Origin of the sequence: Streptomyces sp. BV286 (genome assembly GCF_019090165.1) — a bacterium.
In the GTDB taxonomy this organism is placed as follows: Bacteria; Actinomycetota; Actinomycetes; order Streptomycetales; family Streptomycetaceae; genus Streptomyces.
Window position 1 is genome coordinate 1 of the sequence record NZ_JAHRIB010000177.1, and the last position, 22,986, is coordinate 22,986.

Below are 22,986 nucleotides of genomic sequence, written 5' to 3' on the forward strand. Positions count from 1 at the left end.
CCGCGCTGGGGGCGCCCGCCGCCGGCCGGCTGGTCCTGCGGAACGGCCTCGTCGTCCAGCCGCAGCGTCAGCGAGATCCGCTTGCGCGGAATGTCGACCTCCATCACCTTCACCTTGACGATGTCGCCGGACTTGACCACGTCCCGGGGGTCCTTGACGAACGTCCTGGACATCGCCGAGACGTGCACCAGACCGTCCTGGTGCACGCCGACGTCCACGAAGGCACCGAAGGCTGCCACGTTCGTGACGACTCCTTCGAGGACCATGCCCGGGGCCAGGTCGGCGATCTTCTCCACGCCGTCCTTGAAGGTCGCCGTCTTGAAGGCGGGCCGCGGGTCGCGCCCCGGCTTCTCCAGCTCCCGCAGGATGTCCGTGACCGTCGGCAGGCCGAACGTCTCGTCCACGAAATCGGTCGGCCTCAGCGAGCGCAGCACCCCGGTGTTCCCGATCAGCGAGGCGACCTCGTTGCCCGCCGTCTTCACCATCCGGCGGACCACGGGGTACGCCTCGGGGTGCACGCTCGACGCGTCCAGCGGGTCCTCGCCGCCGCGGATCCGCAGGAAGCCCGCGCACTGCTCGTACGCCTTGGGCCCGAGCCTGGCCACCTTCTTCAGCGCCGTACGCGACGTGAACGGTCCGTTCGCGTCGCGGTGCGCCACGATGTTCTCGGCGAGCCCGGAGGTGATGCCGGAAACCCGCGAGAGCAGGGGCGCCGAAGCCGTGTTCACGTCCACGCCGACGCCGTTCACACAGTCCTCGACGACCGCGTCGAGGGAGCGCGAGAGCTTCACCTCGGACAGGTCGTGCTGGTACTGGCCGACACCGATCGACTTCGGGTCGATCTTCACCAGCTCGGCGAGCGGGTCCTGGAGGCGGCGCGCGATGGAGACCGCGCCGCGCAGCGACACGTCCATGCCGGGCAGCTCCGCCGACGCGAACGCCGACGCCGAGTACACGGACGCGCCCGCCTCCGACACCATCACCTTCGTGAGCTGCAACTCCGGGTGCTTGGCGATCAGTTCACCGGCGAGCTTGTCCGTCTCGCGGGACGCCGTGCCGTTGCCGATCGCGACCAGCTCGACCGCGTGCTCCTTGGCGAGCCGGGCGAGCTTGGCGACGGCCTCGTCCCACCTGTTCGCCGGGACGTGCGGGTGGATGACGTCCGTGGCGACGACCTTGCCGGTCGCGTCGACCACGGCCACCTTCACACCCGTACGGAAGCCGGGGTCGAGCCCCAGGGTGGCGCGGGTGCCCGCCGGTGCGGCCAGCAGCAGGTCGCGCAGGTTCGTCGCGAAGACGTTGACCGCCTCGTCCTCGGCGGCCGTGCGCAGGCGCAGCCGCAGGTCGATGCCGAGGTGGACGAGCAGGCGGGTGCGCCAGGCCCAACGGACCGTGTCCGTCAGCCACTTGTCCGCCGGACGGCCGCGGTCGGCGATGCCGAAGCGATGCGCGACGATCGCCTCGTACGAGGACGGGCCGGGCTGCTCGGACGGCTCCTCCGGCTCCAGGACGAGGTCGAGGACGTCCTCCTTCTCACCGCGCAGCATCGCGAGGACGCGGTGCGAGGGCAGCTCCTTGAAGGGCTCGGCGAAGTCGAAGTAGTCGGCGAACTTGGCGCCCGCCTCCTCCTTGCCGGCCTTCACCCTGGCGGCCAGCCGGCCGCGCGTCCACATGCGCTCGCGCAGCTCGCCGATCAGGTCGGCGTCCTCCGAGAACCGCTCGGTGAGGATGGCGCGGGCGCCGTCCAGGGCGGCCTGCGGGTCGGCGACGCCCTTGTCCGCGTCGACGAAGGCAGCGGCCGCGGCGAGCGGGTCGACGGAGGCGTCGCCGAGGAGGCCCTCGGCGAGCGGCGCGAGGCCCGCCTCCCGGGCGATCTGCGCCTTCGTGCGCCGCTTCGGCTTGAACGGCAGATAGATGTCCTCCAGCCGCGCCTTGGTCTCCGCGCCGCGGATCGTCGCCGCCAGCTCCTCGGTGAGCTTGCCCTGCTCACGCACCGAGTCGAGGATCGCCGAGCGCCGCTCCTCCAGCTCCCGCAGATAGCGCAGCCGCTCCTCGAGCGTGCGCAGCTGCGCGTCGTCGAGCATCTCGGTCGCTTCCTTGCGGTAGCGGGCGATGAAGGGCACCGTCGAACCGCCGTCGAGCAAGTCGACGGCGGCCTTGACCTGCCGCTCCCGCACGCCGAGCTCCTCGGCGATCCTGCCTTCGATGGACCCTGCGAGGGCTGGCAGCTCTGTCGTCACGATTTCCGTACCGCCTTCTCCACTGAGGTTGCGCGGCAATTGTGGCAGGTGGCACCGACAACGGGGGATCAAGGTCGGCCCGCACCTGCGGAGAGCCGGACACGCGGAGAGCCGGACACGCCCTCGGCGTGTCCGGCTCCCTCAACGGTCTTCGGTCAGGCCCTGCGCGTCCGGCCGCCCCCGCGCGTCGAGCTCGAGGCGCCGCCGAACAGTCGGGCCAGTGCACGGAACGGAAGCGTCACCACTGTGGCGACGGCCCCGCCGATCTGCCGCAACACGTCTGCGATGGCACGGAACACGAGTTACCCCTTTCGTCTCCCGGTCAGTTCGGCCGGGAGACTCACGGGTACCTCGGATCGGCGTTCCGAACCCTGCGGAGTTGTCAGGGTCATTGCGTGAAGGGGCGCTCAGCTCTTGCCGATCATGTCCTCGGGGAACGCTCCGGCGGCCAGTGCCGCCATGACGAGCCCCATGGCCAGCTCGGTGAGGCGCTCGACGCCGGCGGCGCCCAGATGCTCGTAGGGAGCCGCGTCGAGACGGTCCGTGCGCGTCTCGATCTCCTTGCGGAGGGCGAGGCCGGACTCCGTCAACTCGCCCTCGGTGTCGAGCAGTCCGCGCTCCTTGAGGCGGCGGGTGGCCGCGTCCCAGTCCTCGCGGTGCCAGCCGCGGGTGGAGAGGACCCACTTCGGCGCCATGCCCTTTCCGGTGGCGGTGTGGCTCACCAGCGCCTCCAGGGGGTCGAGTTCCGCGTCGAGCAGCACCGCGAGGTGACCGTCGCCGCGGTGCTCGCGCAGCAGGGTGGCAGCGTGCCAGAGCGCGAGGTGCGGCTCGGACGGCACCGGCAGGTCCGCGTGGGCGGCGTACAGCGGGCGGGCGGTCCTGGTGCACGCCTCGGTGGCGCGCAGCGCCAGCTCCGCCGCCTCGGCGACCTCCGCGGAGGCGATCGCCTCGTCGCCGAGCAGCCGCCGCAGGGTCGAGTCCACGACGCGCGCGCGTGCCGCCAGCACCACCTCCGGCGAGGCGGTCCGCCACACCGCGGGCACATGCCGCGCCACCAGTTCGTGGCGGAAGTTGTAGAAGGTGGCCGTCACCGTGCCCGCGCCCACCGGTCCCATGGCCGCCGCGCGCACCGCGAAGTACGCGGCGTTCGGGTCCGTCACGCCGACCTCCGCGAGCTCCTTGCCGAGCTCGGGCGAGAAGTAGTGGGCCGAGTGCAGCGGGTTGAGGACGTTGTGGCATCGGCGTCCGGCACGCTCCGGCAGGGCTGTGGTCATGCCTGCACGTTACCGACTGGTTGGTTTGCGGGGAACCGTCGGGTGCCGACCCGTTCCGGCGCGCGCCCGTGCGGGGCGCGGGTGCCCCCGTACAGCGGGAACCCGGGCGGTGCATGGCAGGAAAGGAGGGTTACTCGTCATTGCGGCCATCACCGCACCCGCGAAGAATCGGCACATGGCGCACCGAACCGTCCTCGTCGTCCTCTTCGACGGCGTCCAGAGCCTTGATGTCACCGGTCCCGTGGAGGTCTTCGTGGGCGCCGACGCCCAGGTCGGCGACCCCGGAGGGACGTACCGCATCCACACCGCCTCCCCGGACGGCACGCCGGTGCGCACCTCCAGCGGCCTCACCCTGGTCCCGGACCACACCCTCGCCGACGCACCGGCGCCGCACACCCTGCTCGTCCCCGGCGGGCCGGGCGCGCGCGATCCCGATCCGCGGGTCGTCGACTGGCTGCGCGAGCACGGCCCGCGCGCCGACCGCCTCGTCTCCGTCTGCACCGGCGCGACCCTGCTCGCCGAGGCGGGCCTCCTGGACGGGCGCCGGGTGACGACCCACTGGGCGTACTGCGCCCGGCTGGCCCGCGACCACCCGGCCGTCGAGGTGGACCCGGACCCCATCTACGTACGCGACGGCCGGGTCGCCACCTCGGCCGGGGTCACCGCCGGAATCGACCTCGCCCTCGCGCTCGTCGAGGAGGACGTCGGCCGCGAGGCCGCCCTCACCGTCGCCCGCCACCTCGTCGTCTTCCTCCGGCGCCCGGGGAACCAGGCCCAGTTCAGCGTCCAGCTGTCCGCGCAGACGGCCCGGCGCGAGCCGCTGCGCGAGGTCCAGCACTGGATCGCCGAGCACCCCGGCGACGACCTGTGCGTCGAGTCCCTGGCGGTTCGCGCCCGCCTGTCGCCCCGCCACTTCGCCCGCGCCTTCCAGGCCGAGACGGGCACGACCCCGGGCCGCTACGTCGACGCCGTCCGGCTCGAACACGCCCGCCGGCTCCTGGAGGACACCACGGACGGCATCGAGCAGATCGCCCGCGCCAGCGGCTACGGCACCCCGGAGGCGATGCGCCGGGCCTTCGTCAAGGCCCTGGGCTCCGCCCCGACGGAGTACCGCCGCCGCTTCCGAACGGCGCCGCTCGGGGAGGCGGACGCCGCCCCACGGACGCCCCGATAGCGCGCGGGGCGCCGACCCGCGCGCCCGCGCCTCACGAACAGCCGCCCGCGCCCCGCGCACAGCCCTCCGAGCACCCGTACGGCACCCACGGACCCGCACACCAGCTGACCCGCTGACCCGCAGAACGAAAGGCACCCATGCGTATCGCCATCGTCCTCTTCGACCGCTTCACAGCCCTTGACGCGGTGGGCCCCTACGAGACCCTCGGCCGTCTCCCCGACTCGGAGACGGTCTTCGTCGCCGAGCAGCGGGGGCCCGTCCGCACCGACACGGGCAACCTCGCCGTCACGGCCGACCGGACCTTCGCCGAGCTCCCGGACCCGGACATCGTGGTGGTACCGGGAGGCCCCGGCCAGACCCCGCAGATGGAGAACGAGGCACTCCTCGACTGGCTGCGCGCGGCCGACGCCACGAGCACCTGGACGACGTCGGTGTGCACCGGCTCGCTGCTGCTCGCGGCGGCCGGACTCCTGGAGGGCCGCCGCGCCACCTCCCACTGGCTGGCCCTCGACCACCTGAAGCACTTCGGCGTCCGGCCGACGGGGGAGCGGGTCGTGACCGACGGCAAGTACGTCACGGCGGCCGGCGTCTCGGCCGGCATCGACATGGGCCTCACCCTGCTCGGCAGGATCGCGGGTGACGAACAGGCCCAGACCGTACAGCTGTTGACGGAGTACGACCCGCAGCCGCCCTACGACGCGGGCTCCCCGGAGAAGGCCCCCGCCCACATTGTCGAGCGGTTCCGCAGGGAGAGCCGCTTCAGCGCGAAGTAGAACCGGGCCCGGACGCGGGCGTGTTCCAGGTGAAGTCGGGACTGCGGCGCTCCAGGAAGGCGGCGACCCCCTCGGCGGTGTCGCCGCCGTCCCGCGCCTGGCGCGCCCAGTACGCGTCCCGGTCGGTACGTCCGTCGGCGAACTCCTTCGCCGCGGCCTGCGTCAGCTGTGAGCGGGAGACGAGAATCCGCGCGAACTCCGCGACCCGCTTGTCCAGTTCACCGCCGGGCAGCACCTCGTCCACCAAGCCGGTGCGCAGTGCGCGCCCCGCGTCGATCAACTCACCCGAGAACAGCAGGTACTTGGCGGTGGCGGGCCCCACCAGGGACACCAGCCGCCGTGTGGAGGAGGCCGCGTAGACGATTCCCAGCTTCGCCGGGGTGATCCCGAACGACGCCTGCTCGTCCGCGAACCGCAGATCGCATGCCGCCGCGAGCTGGCACCCCCCGCCCACGCAGTAGCCGCGTACGGCGGCGAGCGTCGGCTTGGGGAACGCGGCGAGCGCCTCCTCCGCGGCCACGGCCAGCCCCTGCGCCCGGCCTGCCGAACTCCGCAGCGAGGAGATGTCGGCCCCGGCACAGAAGGTCCCGCCCTCACCGGTGAGCACGAGGACCCGTACGGTCCGGTCGGCGGCCAGCGTGTCGAGCAGGGGCGGCAGCGCCCGCCACATGTCCGCCGTCATGGCGTTGCGCTTGGCCGGATGGTGGATGACAACGGTGGCGACCCCGTCGTCGACGCTGTGCAGCAGCTGCGGCTCCATGGCCGGATGCTATCCCTCCATCCCGAACGTACGATCAAGAAGGAGGCGGGTACCCGTGAGGGCGGGGGACAGGTCCGAGGAGGCGCCGATGCCCAAGCCCAGACTCAGGTCCGCACCCGAGTCCGCACCCGAGAACTCCGTACCCGGGAACGACGAGACCGCGAAGCTCAGCCGCAGCTTCGGCTGGCTCGCCGCGCTTGGCGTGATCCTGGTGCTCGCGGGGCTGGTCGGCCTCGTCTACACCGGGGTCGCCACCCTGACGTCGATGCTGCTGTTCGGCTGGCTCCTGCTGATCGGCGGCGTGGTCGGCCTGCTGCACGCGGTGCAGGCCCGTGCCTCCAACTTCTTCTGGCTCGGTGTCGTGGTCGCGGCCCTGAACATCGCGGCCGGCGTCGTGATCATCAGCGAGCCCGAGGCGGCCGCCGAGGCACTGACGATGTTCGCCGCGCTGCTGTTCCTGACCGGCGGTGTCTTCCGTCTGGTCGGCAGCCTGGTGGTACGAGGGCCGCAGTTCGGCTGGTTGCTCGTCCAGGGGGCCTTCGGCCTCCTGCTCGGCATCCTCGTGCTCGCCTCGTGGCCGAGCAGCAGCGAGTACGTCATCGGTACGTTCTTCTCGCTCGCGCTGCTCTTCGACGGTCTCGGCCTGGTGGCGACCGGGTACGGTGGCCGGCGCATCGTCAGTCTCGTCTCGGAGCAAACCCGTACAACCCGAATAGTTCCGGATCCGGCACAGGACGGACAGGAGCAGTCCCACAGCTGACGAGGTCATGCATCCGCGATCAGGAATCGCCGATACTCGCTGACTTCTGTTCAGTTATCCGGTACGAACCAGCGCGTTACCAACACTCGACGTGTGGTGACAATCGAGCGCGAGGGCGGCGACCGGACGATGGACGACCCCGGGCGGGGGCCCGGCCCGGGCCCTGAAGGCGGCGGGGAGAGGCCCCCCGACGGGAGACCACCCGGCCCGCTGCCGTACGAGGGAGTCTGGCGGTTCACCGCTCCCGCCGTCGACGCCTCGGTGCCGCAGGCGCGGCACGCGGTCCGCGACCTGCTGGTCCGCCAGGGCGTACCCGTCTCGGACGACCTCGTCCAGGGACTTCTGCTGATCGTCTCCGAGCTGGTCACCAACGCGGTCCGGCACGCGGCGCTGCTCTCGCCGACGCTCGCCGTCGAGATCGCCGTCGGGGCCGAGTGGGTGCGGATCTCCGTCGAGGACAACCACCCCTACCGCCCGACGGCCCTGGAGGCGGACCACGGCCAGACCGGCGGCCGCGGTCTCCTCCTGGTGCGCGAGGTGACGCGGGAGGCGGGCGGCGTGTGCGACGTGGAACACACGGCGACGGGCGGCAAGGTGATCTGGTCGGCGCTGCCCCTCACCCGCGCACGGATGATCTGAGAGGCCACGAAGGCCTGAGCCGCGCCCCGGCAGGGGCGCGGGACCGCCTCGTAGGGCTCCGCCGCCGGGGTGCGACCGGCCACGACCAGTTCAAGATCACGAACAGGCGTTCACCAGCCCGCGGCGTCCCCGGTCAGCTCCCTGATCGCCGGCCGGGCCGAGTCCAGCACGGTCATGAACCACGCCGAGAACGGGTCCTTCGCGTGCCGCTCCGCCAGCTCGGCCGCGCTCACGAAGGCCGTCGACCCGACCTCCTCGGGGTCCGGCCGCAGAGCCGACTGCACCATCCCGACGAAGAGGTGGTTGAACTCCTGTTCCACCAGCCCCGACTCCGGATCGGGGTGGTTGTACCTGACGGTCCCCGCCTCCGCGAGCAGCGAGGGCGAGACGCCCAGCTCCTCGTACGTCCGGCGCGCGGCCGCCGCGAAGGGCGCCTCGCCGGGATACGGGTGACCGCAGCACGTGTTGGACCAGACCCCGGGGGAGTGGTACTTGCCCAGCGCCCGCTGCTGCAGCAGCAGCCGGCCCCGCTCGTCGAAGAGGAAGACGGAGAACGCCCGGTGCAGCTGCCCGGGCGGCTGATGGGCCGTGAGCTTCTCCGCTGTGCCGATCGTGGTGCCGTCCTCGTCGACCAGTTCGAGCAAGATGGCTTCGGCGGTGCCGTTCGACGAACTGTGCGTCGCGGTGGCAGGAGTGATCGGCATACCCATCCTTCGCATCGGTCTTCGAGCCCCAAGTCTGCCGTACGAAACCGGCACTCCCGGCATCACGCGGAGTCCCGCATGTCCGGTTCCGCCGCGCGGCGGAGCCCGGCAGCACCGCCCCCGTCGGCCCGGTGCCGAAGGGGGACGGACACCCGGTGGTCCCCGCCGTCCCCGGCGCGGGGCCGCCCGGAACAGGGGCTGGGGCCGCCTCGCCCGCCGCACGGAACCGCAGTGGAGAACGGGCCGGACGCCGTAGCCCGACATCGGTGCCCCGCGTCCGCCGACCGGCCTCCCCTGTGCGTGGGGTCTCCACCACCGGGCGTACGCCGCCCCGTCGCCGTCACCCGTCTCAGTGGCAGAGCCGCGCCTCGTGCGCCGCGTGCCCGGCCGGCTCCAGCTGGAAGGTGCAGTGCTCCACGTCGAAGTGGTCGTGCAGGCAGGACCGCAGTTCGTGCAGCACCCGCTCGTGCCCCGCGGTGTCCAGCGCCCCCGGGCCGACGACCACGTGCGCGGAGAGGACCGGCAGGCCCGAGGTGATCGTCCAGGCGTGCAGGTCGTGTACACCCTCGACGCCCGGCACCGCACGGATGTGGGACCGTACCGCCGCCATGTCGACGTCCTTCGGCGCCGCCTCCAGGAGCACCTCCAGCGTCTCCCGCAGCAGCTTCCACGTACGGGGCACGATCATCAGGCCGATGACGATCGAGGCGACCGGGTCGGCGGCCCGCCAGCCGGTGGCCAGCACGACGACCGCGGACACCAGCACCGCCAGGGAACCGAGCGCGTCCGCGGCGACCTCCAGGAATGCGCCGCGCACGTTCAGGCTCTGCTTCTGCCCCCGCACCAGCAGGGAGAGCGAGATCATGTTCGCGACCAGACCGATCAGGCCGAACGCGACCGTCAGCCCGCCCTCGGTCTGCGCCGGGGTCACGAAGCGCTGGAGGGCCTCGTACAGGACGTATCCGCCGACGCCGAGCAGCAGCAGACAGTTCGCCAGAGCGGCGAGGACCTCGGCGCGCGCGTGGCCGAAGGTGCGGTTCGCGGTCGGCGGGCGGCCCGCGAAGCGGATCGCCAGCAGTGCCAGGCCGAGGCCGAGCGCGTCCGTCGCCATGTGCGCCGCGTCCGCGATGAGCGCGAGCGAATTCGCGGCGATCCCGCCGACGGTCTCCACCACCATGACGGTGAGCGTGATCGACAGGGCGACGCGCAGTCTCCCGCGGTACGCCGAGGCCGCCGTGCCCCCGCCGGCGGCGCCGTGCGTGTGTCCGTGACCATGACCGGCCCCCATGAAAACCGCCCTCCGAAACCGCCCCGACCCACTGTCGGCGATCTCCAGTGAACTACGGGTAGGGGGTATACGCAACGCGGTACTGAACACCGTTGTCATGCCATCTGACCTGCGTAAACGATCCGCAGGTCAGAGAGTCGACGCGAGGGTCACGAGTGGTGCAGCCGCCAGCCCTGCCACGCCGAATCGACCATCTCCCGCATCCCGCGCCGGGCGCTCCAGCCGAGCTTCTCGGCGGCCAGCGCGGCCGAGGCGACCGCACGCGGGGCGTCGCCGGGGCGGCGCGGTTCCACGAGTACGGGGCGGGTGTCACCGGTGACCTCGCCGATGAGCGTCAGGAGTTCGCGCACCGAAACGCCCTCACCGCGGCCGATGTTCACCGTCAGGTCGCCCGGGGTGTCCGCCGTGGCCAGCAGGCGGGCCGCCGCGAGATGCGCCTCGGCCAGGTCGGCGACATGGATGTAGTCGCGTACGCACGTGCCGTCCGGCGTCGGATAGTCGTTGCCGAAGATCCGGGGGGCCTCGTCGCGCGTGAGCCGGTCGAAGACCATCGGGACCACGTTGAAGACCCCGGTGTCCGCCAGCTCCGGCGCGGCGGCGCCCGCCACGTTGAAGTAGCGCAGGCACACGGTCCTGATGCCGTGCGCGCGCCCCGCGGCCCGCACCAGCCACTCACCCGCGAGCTTCGTCTCGCCGTAGGGGCTCATCGGGGCGCACGGGGTGTTTTCCGTGATGAGATCCACATCCGGGTTGCCGTAGACGGCCGCGGACGAGGAGAAGACGAACCGCTCGACACCCGCCCCGGCGACCGCGTCGAGGAGCGTGGCGAGTCCGCCGACGTTCTCCTGGTAGTAGCGCGTGGGCTGGGCCACGGACTCGCCGACCTGCTTGCGCGCGGCCAGGTGCACCACACCCGTCACCGCGTGCTCGGCGAGGACCCGCTTCAGCAACTCCCCGTCCAGCGCCGAACCCTGGACGAGCGGGATGCCGCCGGGCAGCCGCGCGGGGACCCCGGCCGAGAGGTCGTCGAGCGCGAGCACGCGCTCCCCGGCCTCGGCCATGGCCCGTGCCACGTGCGCCCCGATGTATCCAGCCCCGCCTGTGATCAGCCATGTCATGGACGCTCACCCTATGCCGGTCCGCCCGCTTCCGAGGGCGCGGGAACTATGCCGTGAATTGCGCCGGAATAGGCCGTGGTTTGTGGGCCGGGCCCCGAATCCACGATGATGATCGCGGCGGACGCGCCGATCAGAACGGGTTGATCGGGCCGTGAACGGGCGGTGAACGGCCGCTTCCCATCATCCGATAGCCTCTGCCGACATGCCGCCCGGCCTTACCAGGCCCGGGGCGTACCCCCACCACGCACATGCCCGGCGTCGCGCACGCCGGAACCCAGAGGAGTGAGTTCGTCTGTCGACCGCCATCCTCACCGGTCAGCCGGTCCCCGGATCGTCGCTCGAGGGCGATCTGCGGTCGCTCGGCTTCGACGTGCGGGTCGCCACCGACGCGGCCGACGCCGAGACGCTCCTCGCCGCCGTCCCCGCGAACCAGCGGGTCGCCGTCGTCGACTCCCGCTTCGTGGGCCACGTCCACGCGCTGCGGCTCGGCCTGACCGACCCCCGCTTCGACGCGGCCGCGATCCCCGGCGCCGTCACCGCCCGCCCCGCGGCCCGGCCGGAGCTGGCCCGGGCGCTGCGCACCGCCTCCGACGACGCGTCGAACGGTTCCGTGGTGGTGGGCATCGTCGCCGACCGCGTCGCGGACGCCCTCGGCACCGATCTGCACCGGCCCGAGCTGGGTGAACTCGTCGCCGAGGTCCCGAGGGACCCACAGGCGCGCAACGAGGCCCGGCAGGCCCTCGCCACCGTCGACGACGAGGCGATCCGGCTGCGCACGGCCGTGAAGTCCCGCGACGGCTTCTTCACCACGTACTGCATCAGCCCGTACTCCCGTTATCTCGCCCGCTGGTGCGCCCGTCGCGGACTCACGCCGAACCAGGTCACCACGGCGTCGCTGATCACCGCGCTGATCGCGGCCGGCTGTGCGGCGACCGGCACCCGGGCCGGCTTCGTCGCCGCGGGCCTGCTGCTCCTCTTCTCCTTCGTCCTCGACTGCACGGACGGCCAGGTCGCCCGCTACTCCCTGCAGTACTCCACGCTCGGAGCCTGGCTCGACGCGACCTTCGACCGCGCCAAGGAGTACGCCTACTACGCGGGCCTCGCCCTCGGCGCGGCCCGGGGCGGCGACGACGTATGGGCGCTGGCCCTCGGCGCGATGGTCCTGCAGACCTGCCGCCACGTCGTCGACTTCTCCTTCAACGAGGCGAACCACGACGCCACCGCCAACACCAGCCCCACCGCCGCGCTCTCCGACAGGCTCGACAGCGTCGGCTGGACGGTCTGGCTGCGCCGGATGATCGTCCTGCCCATCGGTGAGCGCTGGGCGATGATCGCCGTGCTCACCGCGCTGACGACACCCCGCATCACCTTCTACGCCCTGCTCGTCGGATGCGCGCTCGCCGCGACGTACACGACGGCGGGCCGGGTCCTCAGGTCGCTGACCCGCAAGGCGCAGCGCACCGACCGGGCCGCGCAGGCCCTCGCCGACCTGACCGACTCGGGTCCGCTCGCCGAGCTCCTGGCACGCCTCGGACGCGGTGTGCGTCTCGGCGGCCCGGCCGTCGTCGCCCTGGTCGCCGGAGTCCTCGTCGTCCTTGCGTCCTGGCTTTCCCCGTACGGCAGTTGGTGGCCCGTCCTGGGCGCCGGTGTCTACGTCCTGCTGTCGCCCGTGGCCCTCCAGCGGCCGCTGAAGGGCGCCCTGGACTGGCTGGTTCCGCCGTTCTTCCGGGCGGCCGAGTACGGGACCGTCCTGGTACTGGCGGCCAAAGCCGATGTGAACGGCGCCCTTCCAGCGGCTTTCGGCCTGGTGGGTGCGGTCGCCTACCATCATTACGACACGGTGTACCGCATCCGCGGCAACGCCGGCGCGCCTCCGCACTGGCTGGTGCGGGCGATCGGCGGGCACGAAGGCAGGACGCTGCTGGTCACCGTCCTGGCCGCGCTGCTCGCCGCCACAGATTTCAAGGTCGCGCTCACGGCTGTCGCCGTGGCCGTGGCACTGCTGGTGCTCGTCGAGAGCATCAGCTTCTGGGTGACCGCCCACAGGCGCGGCGCACCCGCCGTACACGATGAAGGAGAACCCGCATGATCGGCCTCGTGCTGGCTGCCGGCGCCGGACGGCGTCTGCGCCCCTACACCGACACCCTGCCCAAGGCTCTGGTGCCGGTGGGACCCGAGGGCAACGAGGACAGCATCACCGTGCTCGACCTCACCCTCGGCAACTTCGCCGAGATCGGCCTGACCGAGGTCGCCATCATCGTCGGGTACCGCAAGGAAGCCGTCTACGAGCGCCGCGAGGCGCTGGAGCAGAAGTACGGCGTCAAGATCACCCTGATCGACAACGACAAGGCCGAGGAGTGGAACAACGCCTACTCCCTGTGGTGCGGCCGTGACGCCATCAAGCACTCGGTGATCCTCGCCAACGGCGACACCGTGCACCCGGTCTCCGTCGAGAAGACCCTGCTCGCCGCCCGCGGCGACGGCAAGAAGATCATCCTCGCCCTCGACACGGTGAAGTCCCTCGCCGACGAGGAGATGAAGGTCGTCGTCGGCCCCGAGGGCGGCATGACCAAGATCACCAAGCTGATGGACCCGGCCGAGGCGACCGGTGAGTACATCGGCGTCACCCTGATCGAGGGCGACGCGGCCGACGAGCTCGCCGACGCGCTCAAGACGGTCTTCGAGACCGACCCGCAGCAGTTCTACGAGCACGGCTACCAGGAGCTCGTGAACCGCGGCTTCCGTATCGACGTGGCCCCCATCGGTGACGTCAAGTGGGTCGAGATCGACAACCACGAGGACCTCGCCAAGGGACGTGAGATCGCGTGCCAGTACTGACGAGGCTCATCCCCTCGCCGGTCGTCGTCGACATCCGTCCGGGCGCCCTGGACGACCTCGCGGCGGTCCTCGCGGACCAGCGCATCTCGCACTCGGGCAAGCTGGCCGTCGCGATCAGCGGCGGTTCCGGTGCCAAGCTGCGCGACCGGCTGACCCCGGCGATGCCGGGCGCCGACTGGTTCGAGGTCGGCGGCGGCACCCTGGACGACGCGATCAAGCTCGCCGACGCCATGAAGAAGGGGCGCTACGACGCGGTCGTGGGCCTCGGCGGCGGCAAGATCATCGACTGCGCGAAGTTCGCCGCGGCCCGTATCGGCCTCCCGCTGGTCGCCGTCGCCACGAACCTCTCGCACGACGGTCTGTGCTCGCCTGTCGCGACCCTCGACAACGACGCGGGCCGCGGTTCGTACGGTGTGCCGAACCCGATCGCCGTCGTCATCGACCTCGACGTGATCCGTGAGGCCCCGGTCCGCTTCGTGCGCTCCGGCATCGGCGACGCCCTGTCCAACATCTCCGCGGTCGCGGACTGGGAGCTGGCCAACCGCGAGAAGGGCGAGCAGATCGACGGTCTCGCCGCCGCGATGGCCCGCCAGGCCGGCGAGGCCGTGCTGCGGCACCCGGGCGGCGTCGGCGACGACGGCTTCCTCCAAGTGCTCGCCGAGGGCCTGGTCCTCACCGGCATCTCCATGTCCGTCGCGGGCGACTCCCGCCCGGCGTCCGGCGCCTGCCACGAGATCAACCACGCCTTCGACCTGCTCTTCCCCAAGCGCGCGGCCAGCCACGGCGAGCAGTGCGGCCTGGGCGCGGCCTTCGCGATGCACCTGCGCGGGGCACGCGAGGAGTCGGCGTACATGGCCGAGGTCCTGCGACGCCACGGCCTGCCCGTACTGCCCGAGGAGATCGGCTTCACCGTGGACGAGTTCGTCCAGGTCGTGGAGTTCGCTCCGACGACCCGACCGGGCCGCTACACGATCCTCGAACACCTCGACCTCTCCACCGACCAGATCAGGGACGCATACGCCGACTATGCAAAAGCCATCGGTAGCTGAGCTCCGCCCGGTCGTGCACCCTCCGGGTGTGAAGGACCGGCGGAGCGGCGAGCACTGGGGAGGCCGGCTCTACATGCGCGAGATCTCGCTGCGCATCGACCGGCACCTGGTGAACACGCGGGTCACGCCCAACCAGCTGACCTACGTGATGACCGTCTTCGGCGTGCTCGCCGCGCCGGCCCTGCTGGTGCCGGGGATCCCCGGCGCCCTGCTCGGCGTGCTGATGGTCCAGCTGTACCTGCTCTTCGACTGCGTCGACGGCGAGATCGCCCGCTGGCGCAAGCAGTACTCGATGACCGGCGTGTACGTCGACCGCGTCGCCGCCTACCTGTGCGACGCGGCGGTCCTGGTCGGCTTCGGCCTGCGCGCCGCGGACCTGTGGGGCACCGGGCGGATCGACTGGCTGTGGGCCTTCCTCGGCACCCTGGCCGCCCTCGGCGCCATCCTGATCAAGTCCGAGACGGACCTCGTCGGGGTCGCCCGGCACCAGACCGGCAAGGCGCCCGTCCAGGAGTCGGCGTCCGAGCCGCGCTCCTCCGGCATGGCGCTGGCCCGCCGGGCCGCGGGCGCGCTCAAGTTCCACCGGCTCGTCCTCGGCATCGAGGCGTCCCTGCTGATCCTGGTCCTCGCGGTCCTGGACACGGTCAGGGACGACCTCTTCTTCTCGCGGCTCGGCGTCGCGGTCCTGGCCGGTATCGCCATGCTGCAGACCCTGCTGCACCTCGTGTCCATCCTCGCCTCGAGCAGGCTGAAGTGAGCACGGCCCCGAAGGTCGGCGCGGTGATCATCACCATGGGCAACCGCCCCGACGAACTCCGCGCCCTCCTCGACTCGGTCGCCAAGCAGGACGGCGCCCCGGTCGAGGTGGTCGTGGTCGGCAACGGCTCGCCCGTCCCGGACGTCACCGGGTCCATACCGGGCGTCCGCACGGTCGAACTGCCCGAGAACCTCGGCATCCCCGGCGGCCGCAACGTCGGCATCGAGGCGTTCGGCCCCGGTGGCACCGACGTGGACGTCCTGCTCTTCCTGGACGACGACGGTCTCCTCGCGCACCACGACACCGCCGAGCTCTGCCGGCAGGCGTTCACGGACGACCCGGAGCTCGGCATCATCAGCTTCCGCATCGCCGACCCCGAGACGGGGATCACCCAGCGCCGCCACGTGCCACGGCTGCGCGCCTCCGACCCGATGCGCAGCTCCCGCGTCACCACCTTCCTCGGCGGCGCCAACGCGGTCCGTACGAAGGTGCTCGCCGAGGTCGGCGGACTGCCCGACGAGTTCTTCTACGCCCACGAGGAGACCGACCTCGCCTGGCGGGCCCTCGACGCGGGCTGGATGATCGACTACCGCTCGGACATGGTGCTGTACCACCCCACGACCGCCCCCTCGCGGCACGCGATCTACCACCGGATGGTCGCCCGCAACCGCGTCTGGCTCGCCCGTCGCAACCTGCCCGCCCCGCTGGTCCCCGTCTACCTCGGCGTGTGGATGCTGCTCACCCTCGCCCGCCGCCCTTCCCGCCCCGCCCTGCGGGCCTGGTTCGGCGGTTTCAAGGAGGGCTGGACCAGCCCGTGCGGGCCCCGGCGCCCCATGAAGTGGCGTACGGTATGGCGCCTGACCCGTCTGGGCCGACCACCCGTCATCTGACAAGCTCGATATCTGAGAGCATTCGGGCCGTACCCCGGTCCCTGTCTTTGGCCTACGCCCGACCAGGCCGCGCATCTTGAGGACGAAAGTTTCCACTTGTGAGTGAGACAACGCATGACGGTGGTGTCGCGGTGAGCGCCCGTCCGTCGCCCGATGAAGGGCTCTCCGCGGCGGACCTCGCCGCCAAGTACGGGCTTGCCGTGAGCGGCGCCCGGCCCGGGCTCGTCGAGTACGTCCGCCAGCTCTGGGGACGGCGTCACTTCATCCTCGCCTTCTCGCAGGCGAAGCTCACCGCCCAGTACAGCCAGGCCAAGCTCGGCCAGCTGTGGCAGGTGGCCACGCCGCTGCTGAACGCGGCCGTGTACTTCCTGATCTTCGGCCTCATCCTGAAGGCCGACCGTGGCATGTCCCGAGAGGTCTACATCCCGTTCCTGGTGACGGGTGTGTTCGTCTTCACCTTCACCCAGAGCTCGGTGATGGCGGGCGTGCGCGCGATCTCCGGCAACCTCGGGCTGGTCCGGGCGCTGCACTTCCCGCGTGCCTCGCTGCCGATCTCGTTCTCGCTGCAGCAGCTCCAGCAGCTGCTGTTCTCGATGATCGTGCTGTTCGTCGTGACGATCGCCTTCGGCAGCTACCCGCGGCTGTCCTGGCTGCTGATCCTCCCGGTGCTGGCGCTGCAGTTCCTGTTCAACACCGGCCTCGCGATGATCATGGCCAGGATGGGTTCCAAGACCCCGGACCTCGCGCAGCTCATGCCGTTCGTGATGCGTACGTGGATGTACGCGTCCGGCGTCATGTTCTCCATCCCGGTGATGCTGGAGAAGCACCCGGCCTGGATCGCCGACATCCTCCAGTGGAACCCGGCCGCCATCTACATGGACCTGATGCGCTTCGCGCTGATCGACGGCTACGGCCCCGCGAGCGAGGTGCTGCCGCCTCACGTGTGGGCCGTGGCGGGCGGCTGGGCCGTCCTCGTCGCCGTCGGCGGATTCGTGTACTTCTGGAAGGCTGAGGAGCGGTACGGCCGTGGCTGAGCTGAACACCGGGGACAAGATCCCCACCGTCATCGCGGACGAGCTGCACATCGTCTACCGGGTCAACGGCGCCAAGACCGGCAAGGGCAGCGCGACCGCCGCACTCAGCCGCATAATCAAGCGCGGCGAGGAGCGGGGCGTCCGCAAGGTGCACGCCGTCCGTGGCGTCTCCTTCAACGCCTACCGGGGCGAGGCCATCGGCCTGATCGGCTCCAACGGCTCCGGCAAGTCCACCCTCCTGCGGGCCATCGCGGGGCTGCTCCCCGCCGAGAAGGGGCACGTCTACACCGACGGCCAGCCCTCGCTCCTCGGCGTCAACGCGGCCCTGATGAACGACCTCACGGGCGAACGGAACGTCATCCTCGGCGGGCTCGCCATGGGCATGTCCCGCGAGCAGATCAGGGAGCGCTACCAGGACATCGTCGACTTCTCGGGCATCAACGAGAAGGGCGACTTCATCACCCTGCCGATGCGTACCTACTCCTCCGGCATGGCCGCCCGTCTGCGCTTCTCCATCGCGGCCGCCAAGGACCACGACGTCCTCATGATCGACGAGGCCCTCGCCACCGGCGACCGCAAGTTCCAGAAGCGCTCCGAGGCCCGCATCCGGGAGCTCCGCAAGGAGGCCGGCACGGTGTTCCTCGTCAGTCACAACAACAAGTCGATCCGTGACACCTGCGACCGCGTCCTGTGGCTGGAGCGCGGCGAGCTGCGCCTGGACGGCCCGACCGACGAGGTCATCAAGGAGTACGAGAAGTTCACGGGCAAGTAGCCCGGATCGCCGGAGACAGCGCAGGGCCCCGTCGGAACGTTCCGACGGGGCCCTGCGTCTGCAAAGAATGCGCCAACTCCGGTCGTCCTTAGGAATCTTGACGCCAATCGGTGTGTTCTTGTGATGTGCCGGACACCCCGACGGGTCATGGCGGGTTGTACAACGTAAGCTGTACCGGTGCTGATTCGCGGCAAGTGGGGCGATAATGCGCGACATCCGGCATAGGGTCTGCTGCGCGGACCGCCGGGCGGCGTGTCCGAAATAGTCACCATTGGGTCAGCAGTGTAGAACGGGAGATGTGACGGCAATGGCTACGGAAACTCTCCAGCTCCGCTGTGCGTGCGCCGTCCCCGGTCCGGGTAGCGAGCGGTGACGCCGGCCGGGACGGCGCGCGCCGGCGACCCGGAGCGCACCACCCTCGCCAAGGCCGCGGACGAGAACTTTCCCGTGGCGCCGTTCTTCCTGCCCAGGGCCTGGCGCGACGACCTCATGGCCGTCTACGGATTCGCCCGCCTGGTCGACGACATCGGGGACGGAGACCTGGCCCCCGGCGGTGCCGACGCCCGCCTCCTGGGTGTCTCCCCGGCAGAGGCCGAGGACCGGCTCGTCCTGCTCGACGCCTTCGAGGCGGACCTGCGCAAGGTCTTCGACTCGACTCCCGGCCACCCGCTCCTGCGCCGCCTCCAGCCGACGGTCCGCCGTGCCGGCCTGACCCCCGAGCCCTTCCTCGGCCTGATCGCGGCGAACCGCCAGGACCAGCTCGTCAAGCGGTACGAGACCTACGACGACCTCGTCGCCTACTGCGAGCTGTCCGCCAACCCGGTCGGCCGTCTGGTCCTCTCCGTCACGGGGACCTCGACACCCGAGCGGGTCCGCCGCTCGGACGCGGTCTGTACGGCGCTGCAGATCGTCGAGCACCTCCAGGACGTCGCCGAGGACCTCGGCCGCGACCGTGTCTACCTGCCCGCCGAGGACATGAAGCGTTTTCACGTCCAGGAGGCGGATCTCGCCGCACGAACGGCAGGCGCATCGGTGCGCGCACTGGTTGCATACGAAGCAGAACGCGCCCGGCACCTCCTGAATGAAGGCACCCCCCTCGTGGGTAGCGTCCACGGCAGGCTGAGGCTGCTGCTCGCGGGCTTCGTTGCGGGAGGAAGGGCGGCGATCCGAGCGATCGCCGCCGCCGAATACGACGTACTTCCCGGCCCGCCCAAGCCCGGCAAGATCCAGTTGCTGCGCGAGGTGGGAGTGACTCTGCGAGGAGAGGGGTGATCCGGACCGTGGAGTCGGAACCACACATGTCCGCACCGGTACTCGCCGCTTACGGCTACTGCGAGGCGGTCACCGGGCAGCAGGCCCGCAACTTCGCGTACGGCATCCGGCTGCTGCCGGTGCCCAAGCGCCGCGCCATGTCGGCGCTGTACGCGTTCTCACGGCGCGTCGACGACATCGGTGACGGCGCGCTCGCCCCCGACGTCAAGGCCGCGCGGCTCGAGGAGACCCGGGCGCTGCTCGCCCGCGTCCGCGACCGCTCCGTGGACGAGGACGACACCGACCCCGTCGCCGTAGCCCTTCGCCACACGGCGGACCACTTCCCGGTCCCGCTCGACGGCCTCGACGAACTCATCGACGGAGTCCTGATGGACGTCCGCGGCGAGACCTACGAGACCTGGGACGACCTGAGGATCTACTGCCGCTGCGTCGCCGGGGCCATCGGCCGGCTCTCGCTCGGGGTGTTCGGTACGGAACCGGGGGCGCGCGGAGCCGAGCGGGCGCCGGAGTACGCGGACACGCTCGGGCTGGCGCTGCAACTCACCAACATCCTGAGAGACGTTCGGGAGGACGCCGAGGACGGACGGACCTACCTGCCCGCGGACGACCTCGCGAAGTTCGGCTGCTCGGCCGGGTTCGACGGGGCGCATCCACCGGAGGGCTCCGACTTCGCGGGCCTCGTGCACTTCGAAGTGCGTCGGGCCCGCGCGCTTTTCGCGGAGGGCTACCGGCTGCTGCCGATGCTGGACCGCCGCAGCGGCGCCTGTGTCGCCGCGATGGCCGGCATCTACCGCCGCCTCCTCGACCGCATCGAGCGCGAACCGGAGGCCGTCCTGCGCGGCCGGGTCTCGCTGCCCGGACGCGAGAAGGCGTACGTCGCCGTGCGGGGCCTCTCCGGTCTCGACGCCCGGCACGTCTCCCGCCGCACCGTCAGGAGGCGCGCCTGATGGACGGTCCGGGACAGGACGAGGCAAGTACCGGGAAACGGTGCGCAACCCTCCGGACGGGGACGGCGTCCCTGACTTCAACGGCCGGCCGTGCCCCGTTCCACCGGCACGGCGAGGCCGCGGGGGAAGGTGCACGATGAACGACACGACTCAGGACGAGGAACTCGATGCGGACCCGCCGAGCGGCCCCGCGACGGCCGTGGTGGTCGGCGGGGGGCTCGCGGGGACGACCGCGGCGCTCGCGCTCGCCGACGCGGGAGTGCGGGTGACACTGCTCGAAGGGCGGCCCCGGCTCGGCGGGCTCGCCTTCTCCTTCCAGCGCGCCGGACTCACCGTGGACAACGGCCAGCACGTGTACATGCGCTGCTGCACCGCCTACCGCTGGTTCCTCGACCGCGTCGACGGAGCCGGACTCGCGCCGCTGCAGGACCGTCTCGACGTCCCCGTCCTCGACGCCGAGGGCGAACCGGGACGCAGACTCGGCAGAATCGGCCGCACGGCGCTGCCCGTACCGCTGCATCTGGCGCGCAGCCTCGCCACGTATCCCCATCTGTCGCTCTCGGAGCGCGCCAAGGTCGGTCGTGCCGCACTGGCACTCAAGGGGCTCGACCTCGCCGACCCGGCGCTCGACGCGCAGAACTTCGGCACCTGGCTGGCCGCGCACGGTCAGTCGGAGCGTGCCGTCGAGGCACTGTGGGACCTCGTGGGGGTCGCCACCCTCAACGCGGTGGCCGGCGACGCTTCGCTCGGGCTCGCCGCGATGGTGTTCAAGACCGGTCTGCTCTCCGACCCGGGCGCGGCCGACATCGGCTGGGCACGCGTCCCGCTGGGTGAACTGCACGACCGACTGGCCCGCAAGGCGCTCGACTCCGCGGGCGTCCGTACCGAAGTCCGTACACGCGTCACCTCCATCTCCCAACACGGGAACGGTCGTTGGAGCGTTCAGGTTCCCGGTGAGACGCTCGACGCCGACACGGTCGTGCTCGCCGTACCGCAGCGTGAGGCCCACGACCTGCTGCCCGACGGCGCGCTCGACGCCCCCGAGCGGCTGCTGGAGATCGGGACGGCGCCGATCCTCAACATCCACGTCGTGTACGACCGGAAGGTGCTCGCCCGGCCGTTCTTCGCCGCGCTGGGCTCCCCGGTGCAGTGGGTCTTCGACCGGACCGAGGCGTCCGGGCTCTCGCAGGGCCAGTACCTCGCGCTGTCCCAGTCGGCCGCGCAGGACGAGATCGACGAACCGGTCCCGGTGCTGCGCGAGCGGTATCTGCCGGAGCTGGAGCGGCTGCTGCCCGGCACCCGCGGCGCCGAGGTACGGGACTTCTTCGTCACCCGGGAACGTACGGCGACGTTCGCCCCGGCCCCCGGCGTCGGACGGCTGCGGCCCGGCGCCCGCACCAAGGCAACCGGCCTCTACCTGGCCGGCGCGTGGACCGCCACAGGGTGGCCCGCGACCATGGAGAGTGCGGTCCGCAGCGGCGTGAGCGCGGCCCACGCCGCGCTGAGCGCCCTGGGCCGGCCCCGCGACCACCTCTTCGAGCTCTTCGAGGAGGCGGCGTGACGCTCGACCAGAGCACGGCAGGCTCCCGCACCCCCCGTATCGCAAGTAGAGGAGAGACTGTGCCCACTGTGCCCCCGGCATCCAAGGCTGCCGACGCGGTGGACGTGACCGCGCTCCTGGAGCGCGGCCGGACCCTGGCCACACCGGTACTGCGGGCGGCCATCGACCGCCTCGCACCTCCTATGGACACCGTTGCCGCCTACCACTTCGGCTGGATCGACGCCGAGGGCAACCCCGCCGACGGGGACGGCGGCAAGGCCGTACGTCCCGCCCTCGCCGTCCTGTCCGCCGAGGCGGCCGGCGCGGCCCCCGAGGTGGGCGTGCCGGGCGCGGTCGCCGTCGAACTGGTGCACAACTTCTCACTCCTGCACGACGACCTGATGGACGGCGACGAGCAGCGCCGCCACCGTGACACCGTCTGGAAGGTGCACGGCCCCGCGCAGGCGATCCTCGTCGGCGACGCCCTGTTCGCCCTGGCCAACGAACTGCTCCTGGAACTCGGCACGGTCGAGGCGGGCCGGGCCACGCGCCGCCTGACCACCGCCACGCGCGCGCTGATCGACGGCCAGGCCCAGGACATCTCCTACGAGCACCGCGACCGTGTCAGCGTCGAGGAGTGCCTGGAGATGGAGGGCAACAAGACGGGCGCGCTGCTCGCCTGCGCCTGTTCCATCGGCGCGGTCCTCGGCGGCGCCGACGACCGCACGGCCGACACGCTGGAGAAGTACGGCTACCACCTCGGCCTCGCCTTCCAGGCCGTCGACGACCTGCTCGGCATCTGGGGCGACCCGGTGGCCACCGGCAAGCAGACCTGGAGCGACCTGCGTCAGCGTAAGAAGTCCCTGCCGGTCGTCGCCGCGCTCGCGGCGGGCGGCCCGGCCTCCGCGCGCCTCGGTGAACTCCTCGCCGAGGACGCCAAGAGCAGCGACTTCGAGAACTTCTCCGAGGAGGAGTTCGCCGTGCGCGCCGCGCTCATCGAGGAGGCCGGCGGCCGCGAGTGGACCGCCCAGGAGGCGCGCCGGCAGCACACCGTCGCCATCGAGGCGCTCGACACGATCCATATGCCGGACCAGGTACGGGCCCAGTTCGTGGAGCTCGCCGACTTCGTCGTCGTCCGAAAGAGATGATCACTATCG

23 protein-coding genes are annotated in these 22,986 nt (G+C 71.4%); 16 read left to right on the top strand and 7 right to left on the bottom strand.

All coding sequences use genetic code 11. The features are described from left to right. The 3 genes from KUF83_RS32975 to KUF83_RS32980 all read right to left on the bottom strand — a co-directional run. Window positions 1-2,240, bottom strand: a 2,240-nt coding sequence (locus KUF83_RS32975) for a Tex family protein (RefSeq protein WP_308403235.1), incomplete at its 3' end; no start/stop codon positions are given. A gap of 155 nt (window positions 2,241-2,395) precedes the next feature. Further along, window positions 2,396-2,539, bottom strand: a complete 144-nt coding sequence (locus KUF83_RS42205; protein ID WP_308403237.1) for an LPFR motif small protein — start codon at window positions 2,537-2,539, stop codon at window positions 2,396-2,398. A 108-nt stretch (window positions 2,540-2,647) separates the two neighbouring features. Then, window positions 2,648-3,514: a hypothetical protein gene (locus KUF83_RS32980; protein WP_217458687.1), complete on the bottom strand. Its 867-nt coding sequence runs from the start codon at window positions 3,512-3,514 to the stop codon at window positions 2,648-2,650. A 175-nt stretch (window positions 3,515-3,689) separates the two neighbouring features. Here KUF83_RS32980 and KUF83_RS32985 point away from each other — a divergent pair, with 175 nt between their 5' ends. Both KUF83_RS32985 and KUF83_RS32990 read left to right on the top strand, forming a co-directional pair. Next, window positions 3,690-4,688: a GlxA family transcriptional regulator gene (locus KUF83_RS32985; protein ID WP_217458688.1), complete on the top strand. Its 999-nt coding sequence runs from the start codon at window positions 3,690-3,692 to the stop codon at window positions 4,686-4,688. Between the two features lie 137 nt (window positions 4,689-4,825). After that, window positions 4,826-5,461 (top strand): DJ-1/PfpI family protein, encoded by a 636-nt coding sequence (locus KUF83_RS32990; protein ID WP_217458689.1) that lies wholly within the window; start codon window positions 4,826-4,828, stop codon window positions 5,459-5,461. On the opposite strand, the gene KUF83_RS32995 is transcribed toward KUF83_RS32990, so the two are convergent. Beyond that, the gene (locus tag KUF83_RS32995) at window positions 5,448-6,221 is read right to left on the bottom strand and encodes an enoyl-CoA hydratase/isomerase family protein (RefSeq protein WP_217458690.1); all 774 of its coding nucleotides are present in this window, start codon (window positions 6,219-6,221) and stop codon (window positions 5,448-5,450) included. The genes KUF83_RS32990 and KUF83_RS32995 overlap by 14 nt on opposite strands. Window positions 6,222-6,309: 88 nt before the next feature. On the opposite strand from KUF83_RS32995, the gene KUF83_RS33000 reads away from it, so the two are divergent. Then, window positions 6,310-6,981, top strand: coding sequence for an HdeD family acid-resistance protein (locus KUF83_RS33000; protein ID WP_217458691.1), 672 nt, complete (start codon window positions 6,310-6,312; stop codon window positions 6,979-6,981). A 129-nt stretch (window positions 6,982-7,110) separates the two neighbouring features. Then, a complete protein-coding gene (locus tag KUF83_RS33005) occupies window positions 7,111-7,620 on the top strand; it encodes an ATP-binding protein (RefSeq protein ID WP_217458841.1) in 510 nt (169 codons plus the stop codon). 110 nt (window positions 7,621-7,730) lie between these two features. Here KUF83_RS33005 and idi read toward each other — a convergent pair whose 3' ends face one another. From idi to galE, 3 genes are all read right to left on the bottom strand, one after another. Then, window positions 7,731-8,324 (bottom strand): isopentenyl-diphosphate Delta-isomerase, encoded by a 594-nt coding sequence (idi, locus tag KUF83_RS33010; protein ID WP_217458692.1) that lies wholly within the window; start codon window positions 8,322-8,324, stop codon window positions 7,731-7,733. A gap of 349 nt (window positions 8,325-8,673) precedes the next feature. Next, window positions 8,674-9,612, bottom strand: a complete 939-nt coding sequence (locus KUF83_RS33015; protein WP_217458693.1) for a cation diffusion facilitator family transporter — start codon at window positions 9,610-9,612, stop codon at window positions 8,674-8,676. Between the two features lie 149 nt (window positions 9,613-9,761). After that, window positions 9,762-10,730, bottom strand: a complete 969-nt coding sequence (gene galE / locus KUF83_RS33020) for a UDP-glucose 4-epimerase GalE (RefSeq protein WP_217458694.1) — start codon at window positions 10,728-10,730, stop codon at window positions 9,762-9,764. A gap of 292 nt (window positions 10,731-11,022) precedes the next feature. Here galE and KUF83_RS33025 point away from each other — a divergent pair, with 292 nt between their 5' ends. From KUF83_RS33025 to KUF83_RS33075, 12 genes are all read left to right on the top strand, one after another. Further along, complete coding sequence (locus tag KUF83_RS33025; protein ID WP_217458842.1) at window positions 11,023-12,819, top strand: DUF5941 domain-containing protein; 1,797 nt, start codon at window positions 11,023-11,025, stop codon at window positions 12,817-12,819. Then, on the top strand, window positions 12,816-13,568 hold the full coding sequence (locus KUF83_RS33030; RefSeq protein ID WP_217458695.1) for a sugar phosphate nucleotidyltransferase: 753 nt from the start codon (window positions 12,816-12,818) through the stop codon (window positions 13,566-13,568). The genes KUF83_RS33025 and KUF83_RS33030 overlap by 4 nt, the downstream gene beginning before the upstream one ends. Further along, on the top strand, window positions 13,556-14,617 hold the full coding sequence (locus tag KUF83_RS33035) for an iron-containing alcohol dehydrogenase family protein (protein ID WP_217458696.1): 1,062 nt from the start codon (window positions 13,556-13,558) through the stop codon (window positions 14,615-14,617). Before KUF83_RS33030 ends, KUF83_RS33035 begins: the two co-directional genes overlap by 13 nt. Next, a complete protein-coding gene (locus KUF83_RS33040; protein ID WP_217458697.1) occupies window positions 14,595-15,374 on the top strand; it encodes a CDP-alcohol phosphatidyltransferase family protein in 780 nt (259 codons plus the stop codon). Before KUF83_RS33035 ends, KUF83_RS33040 begins: the two co-directional genes overlap by 23 nt. Beyond that, window positions 15,371-16,264 carry a glycosyltransferase family 2 protein gene (locus KUF83_RS33045; protein ID WP_217458698.1) on the top strand — a complete coding sequence of 298 codons (894 nt, stop codon included), beginning with the start codon at window positions 15,371-15,373 and terminating at the stop codon, window positions 16,262-16,264. Before KUF83_RS33040 ends, KUF83_RS33045 begins: the two co-directional genes overlap by 4 nt. A 98-nt stretch (window positions 16,265-16,362) precedes the next feature. Next, window positions 16,363-17,298 (top strand): ABC transporter permease, encoded by a 936-nt coding sequence (locus KUF83_RS33050; protein ID WP_217458699.1) that lies wholly within the window; start codon window positions 16,363-16,365, stop codon window positions 17,296-17,298. Further along, the gene (locus KUF83_RS33055; RefSeq protein WP_217458700.1) at window positions 17,291-18,070 is read left to right on the top strand and encodes an ABC transporter ATP-binding protein; all 780 of its coding nucleotides are present in this window, start codon (window positions 17,291-17,293) and stop codon (window positions 18,068-18,070) included. The genes KUF83_RS33050 and KUF83_RS33055 overlap by 8 nt, the downstream gene beginning before the upstream one ends. A gap of 369 nt (window positions 18,071-18,439) precedes the next feature. Further along, a complete protein-coding gene (gene hpnC / locus KUF83_RS33060; protein ID WP_217458701.1) occupies window positions 18,440-19,342 on the top strand; it encodes a squalene synthase HpnC in 903 nt (300 codons plus the stop codon). Beyond that, entirely contained in the window at window positions 19,339-20,289 is a 951-nt protein-coding gene (hpnD, locus tag KUF83_RS33065; RefSeq protein ID WP_217458702.1) for a presqualene diphosphate synthase HpnD, read from the top strand. The genes hpnC and hpnD overlap by 4 nt, the downstream gene beginning before the upstream one ends. Next, window positions 20,289-20,429, top strand: a complete 141-nt coding sequence (locus KUF83_RS43095) for a DUF6380 family protein (protein ID WP_374106221.1) — start codon at window positions 20,289-20,291, stop codon at window positions 20,427-20,429. Before hpnD ends, KUF83_RS43095 begins: the two co-directional genes overlap by 1 nt. Further along, complete coding sequence (gene hpnE / locus KUF83_RS33070) at window positions 20,426-21,850, top strand: hydroxysqualene dehydroxylase HpnE (RefSeq protein WP_217458703.1); 1,425 nt, start codon at window positions 20,426-20,428, stop codon at window positions 21,848-21,850. The genes KUF83_RS43095 and hpnE overlap by 4 nt, the downstream gene beginning before the upstream one ends. 59 nt (window positions 21,851-21,909) lie before the next feature. Further along, window positions 21,910-22,977: a polyprenyl synthetase family protein gene (locus KUF83_RS33075; protein WP_308403240.1), complete on the top strand. Its 1,068-nt coding sequence runs from the start codon at window positions 21,910-21,912 to the stop codon at window positions 22,975-22,977. The last annotated feature ends 9 nt before the right edge of the window (window positions 22,978-22,986 follow it).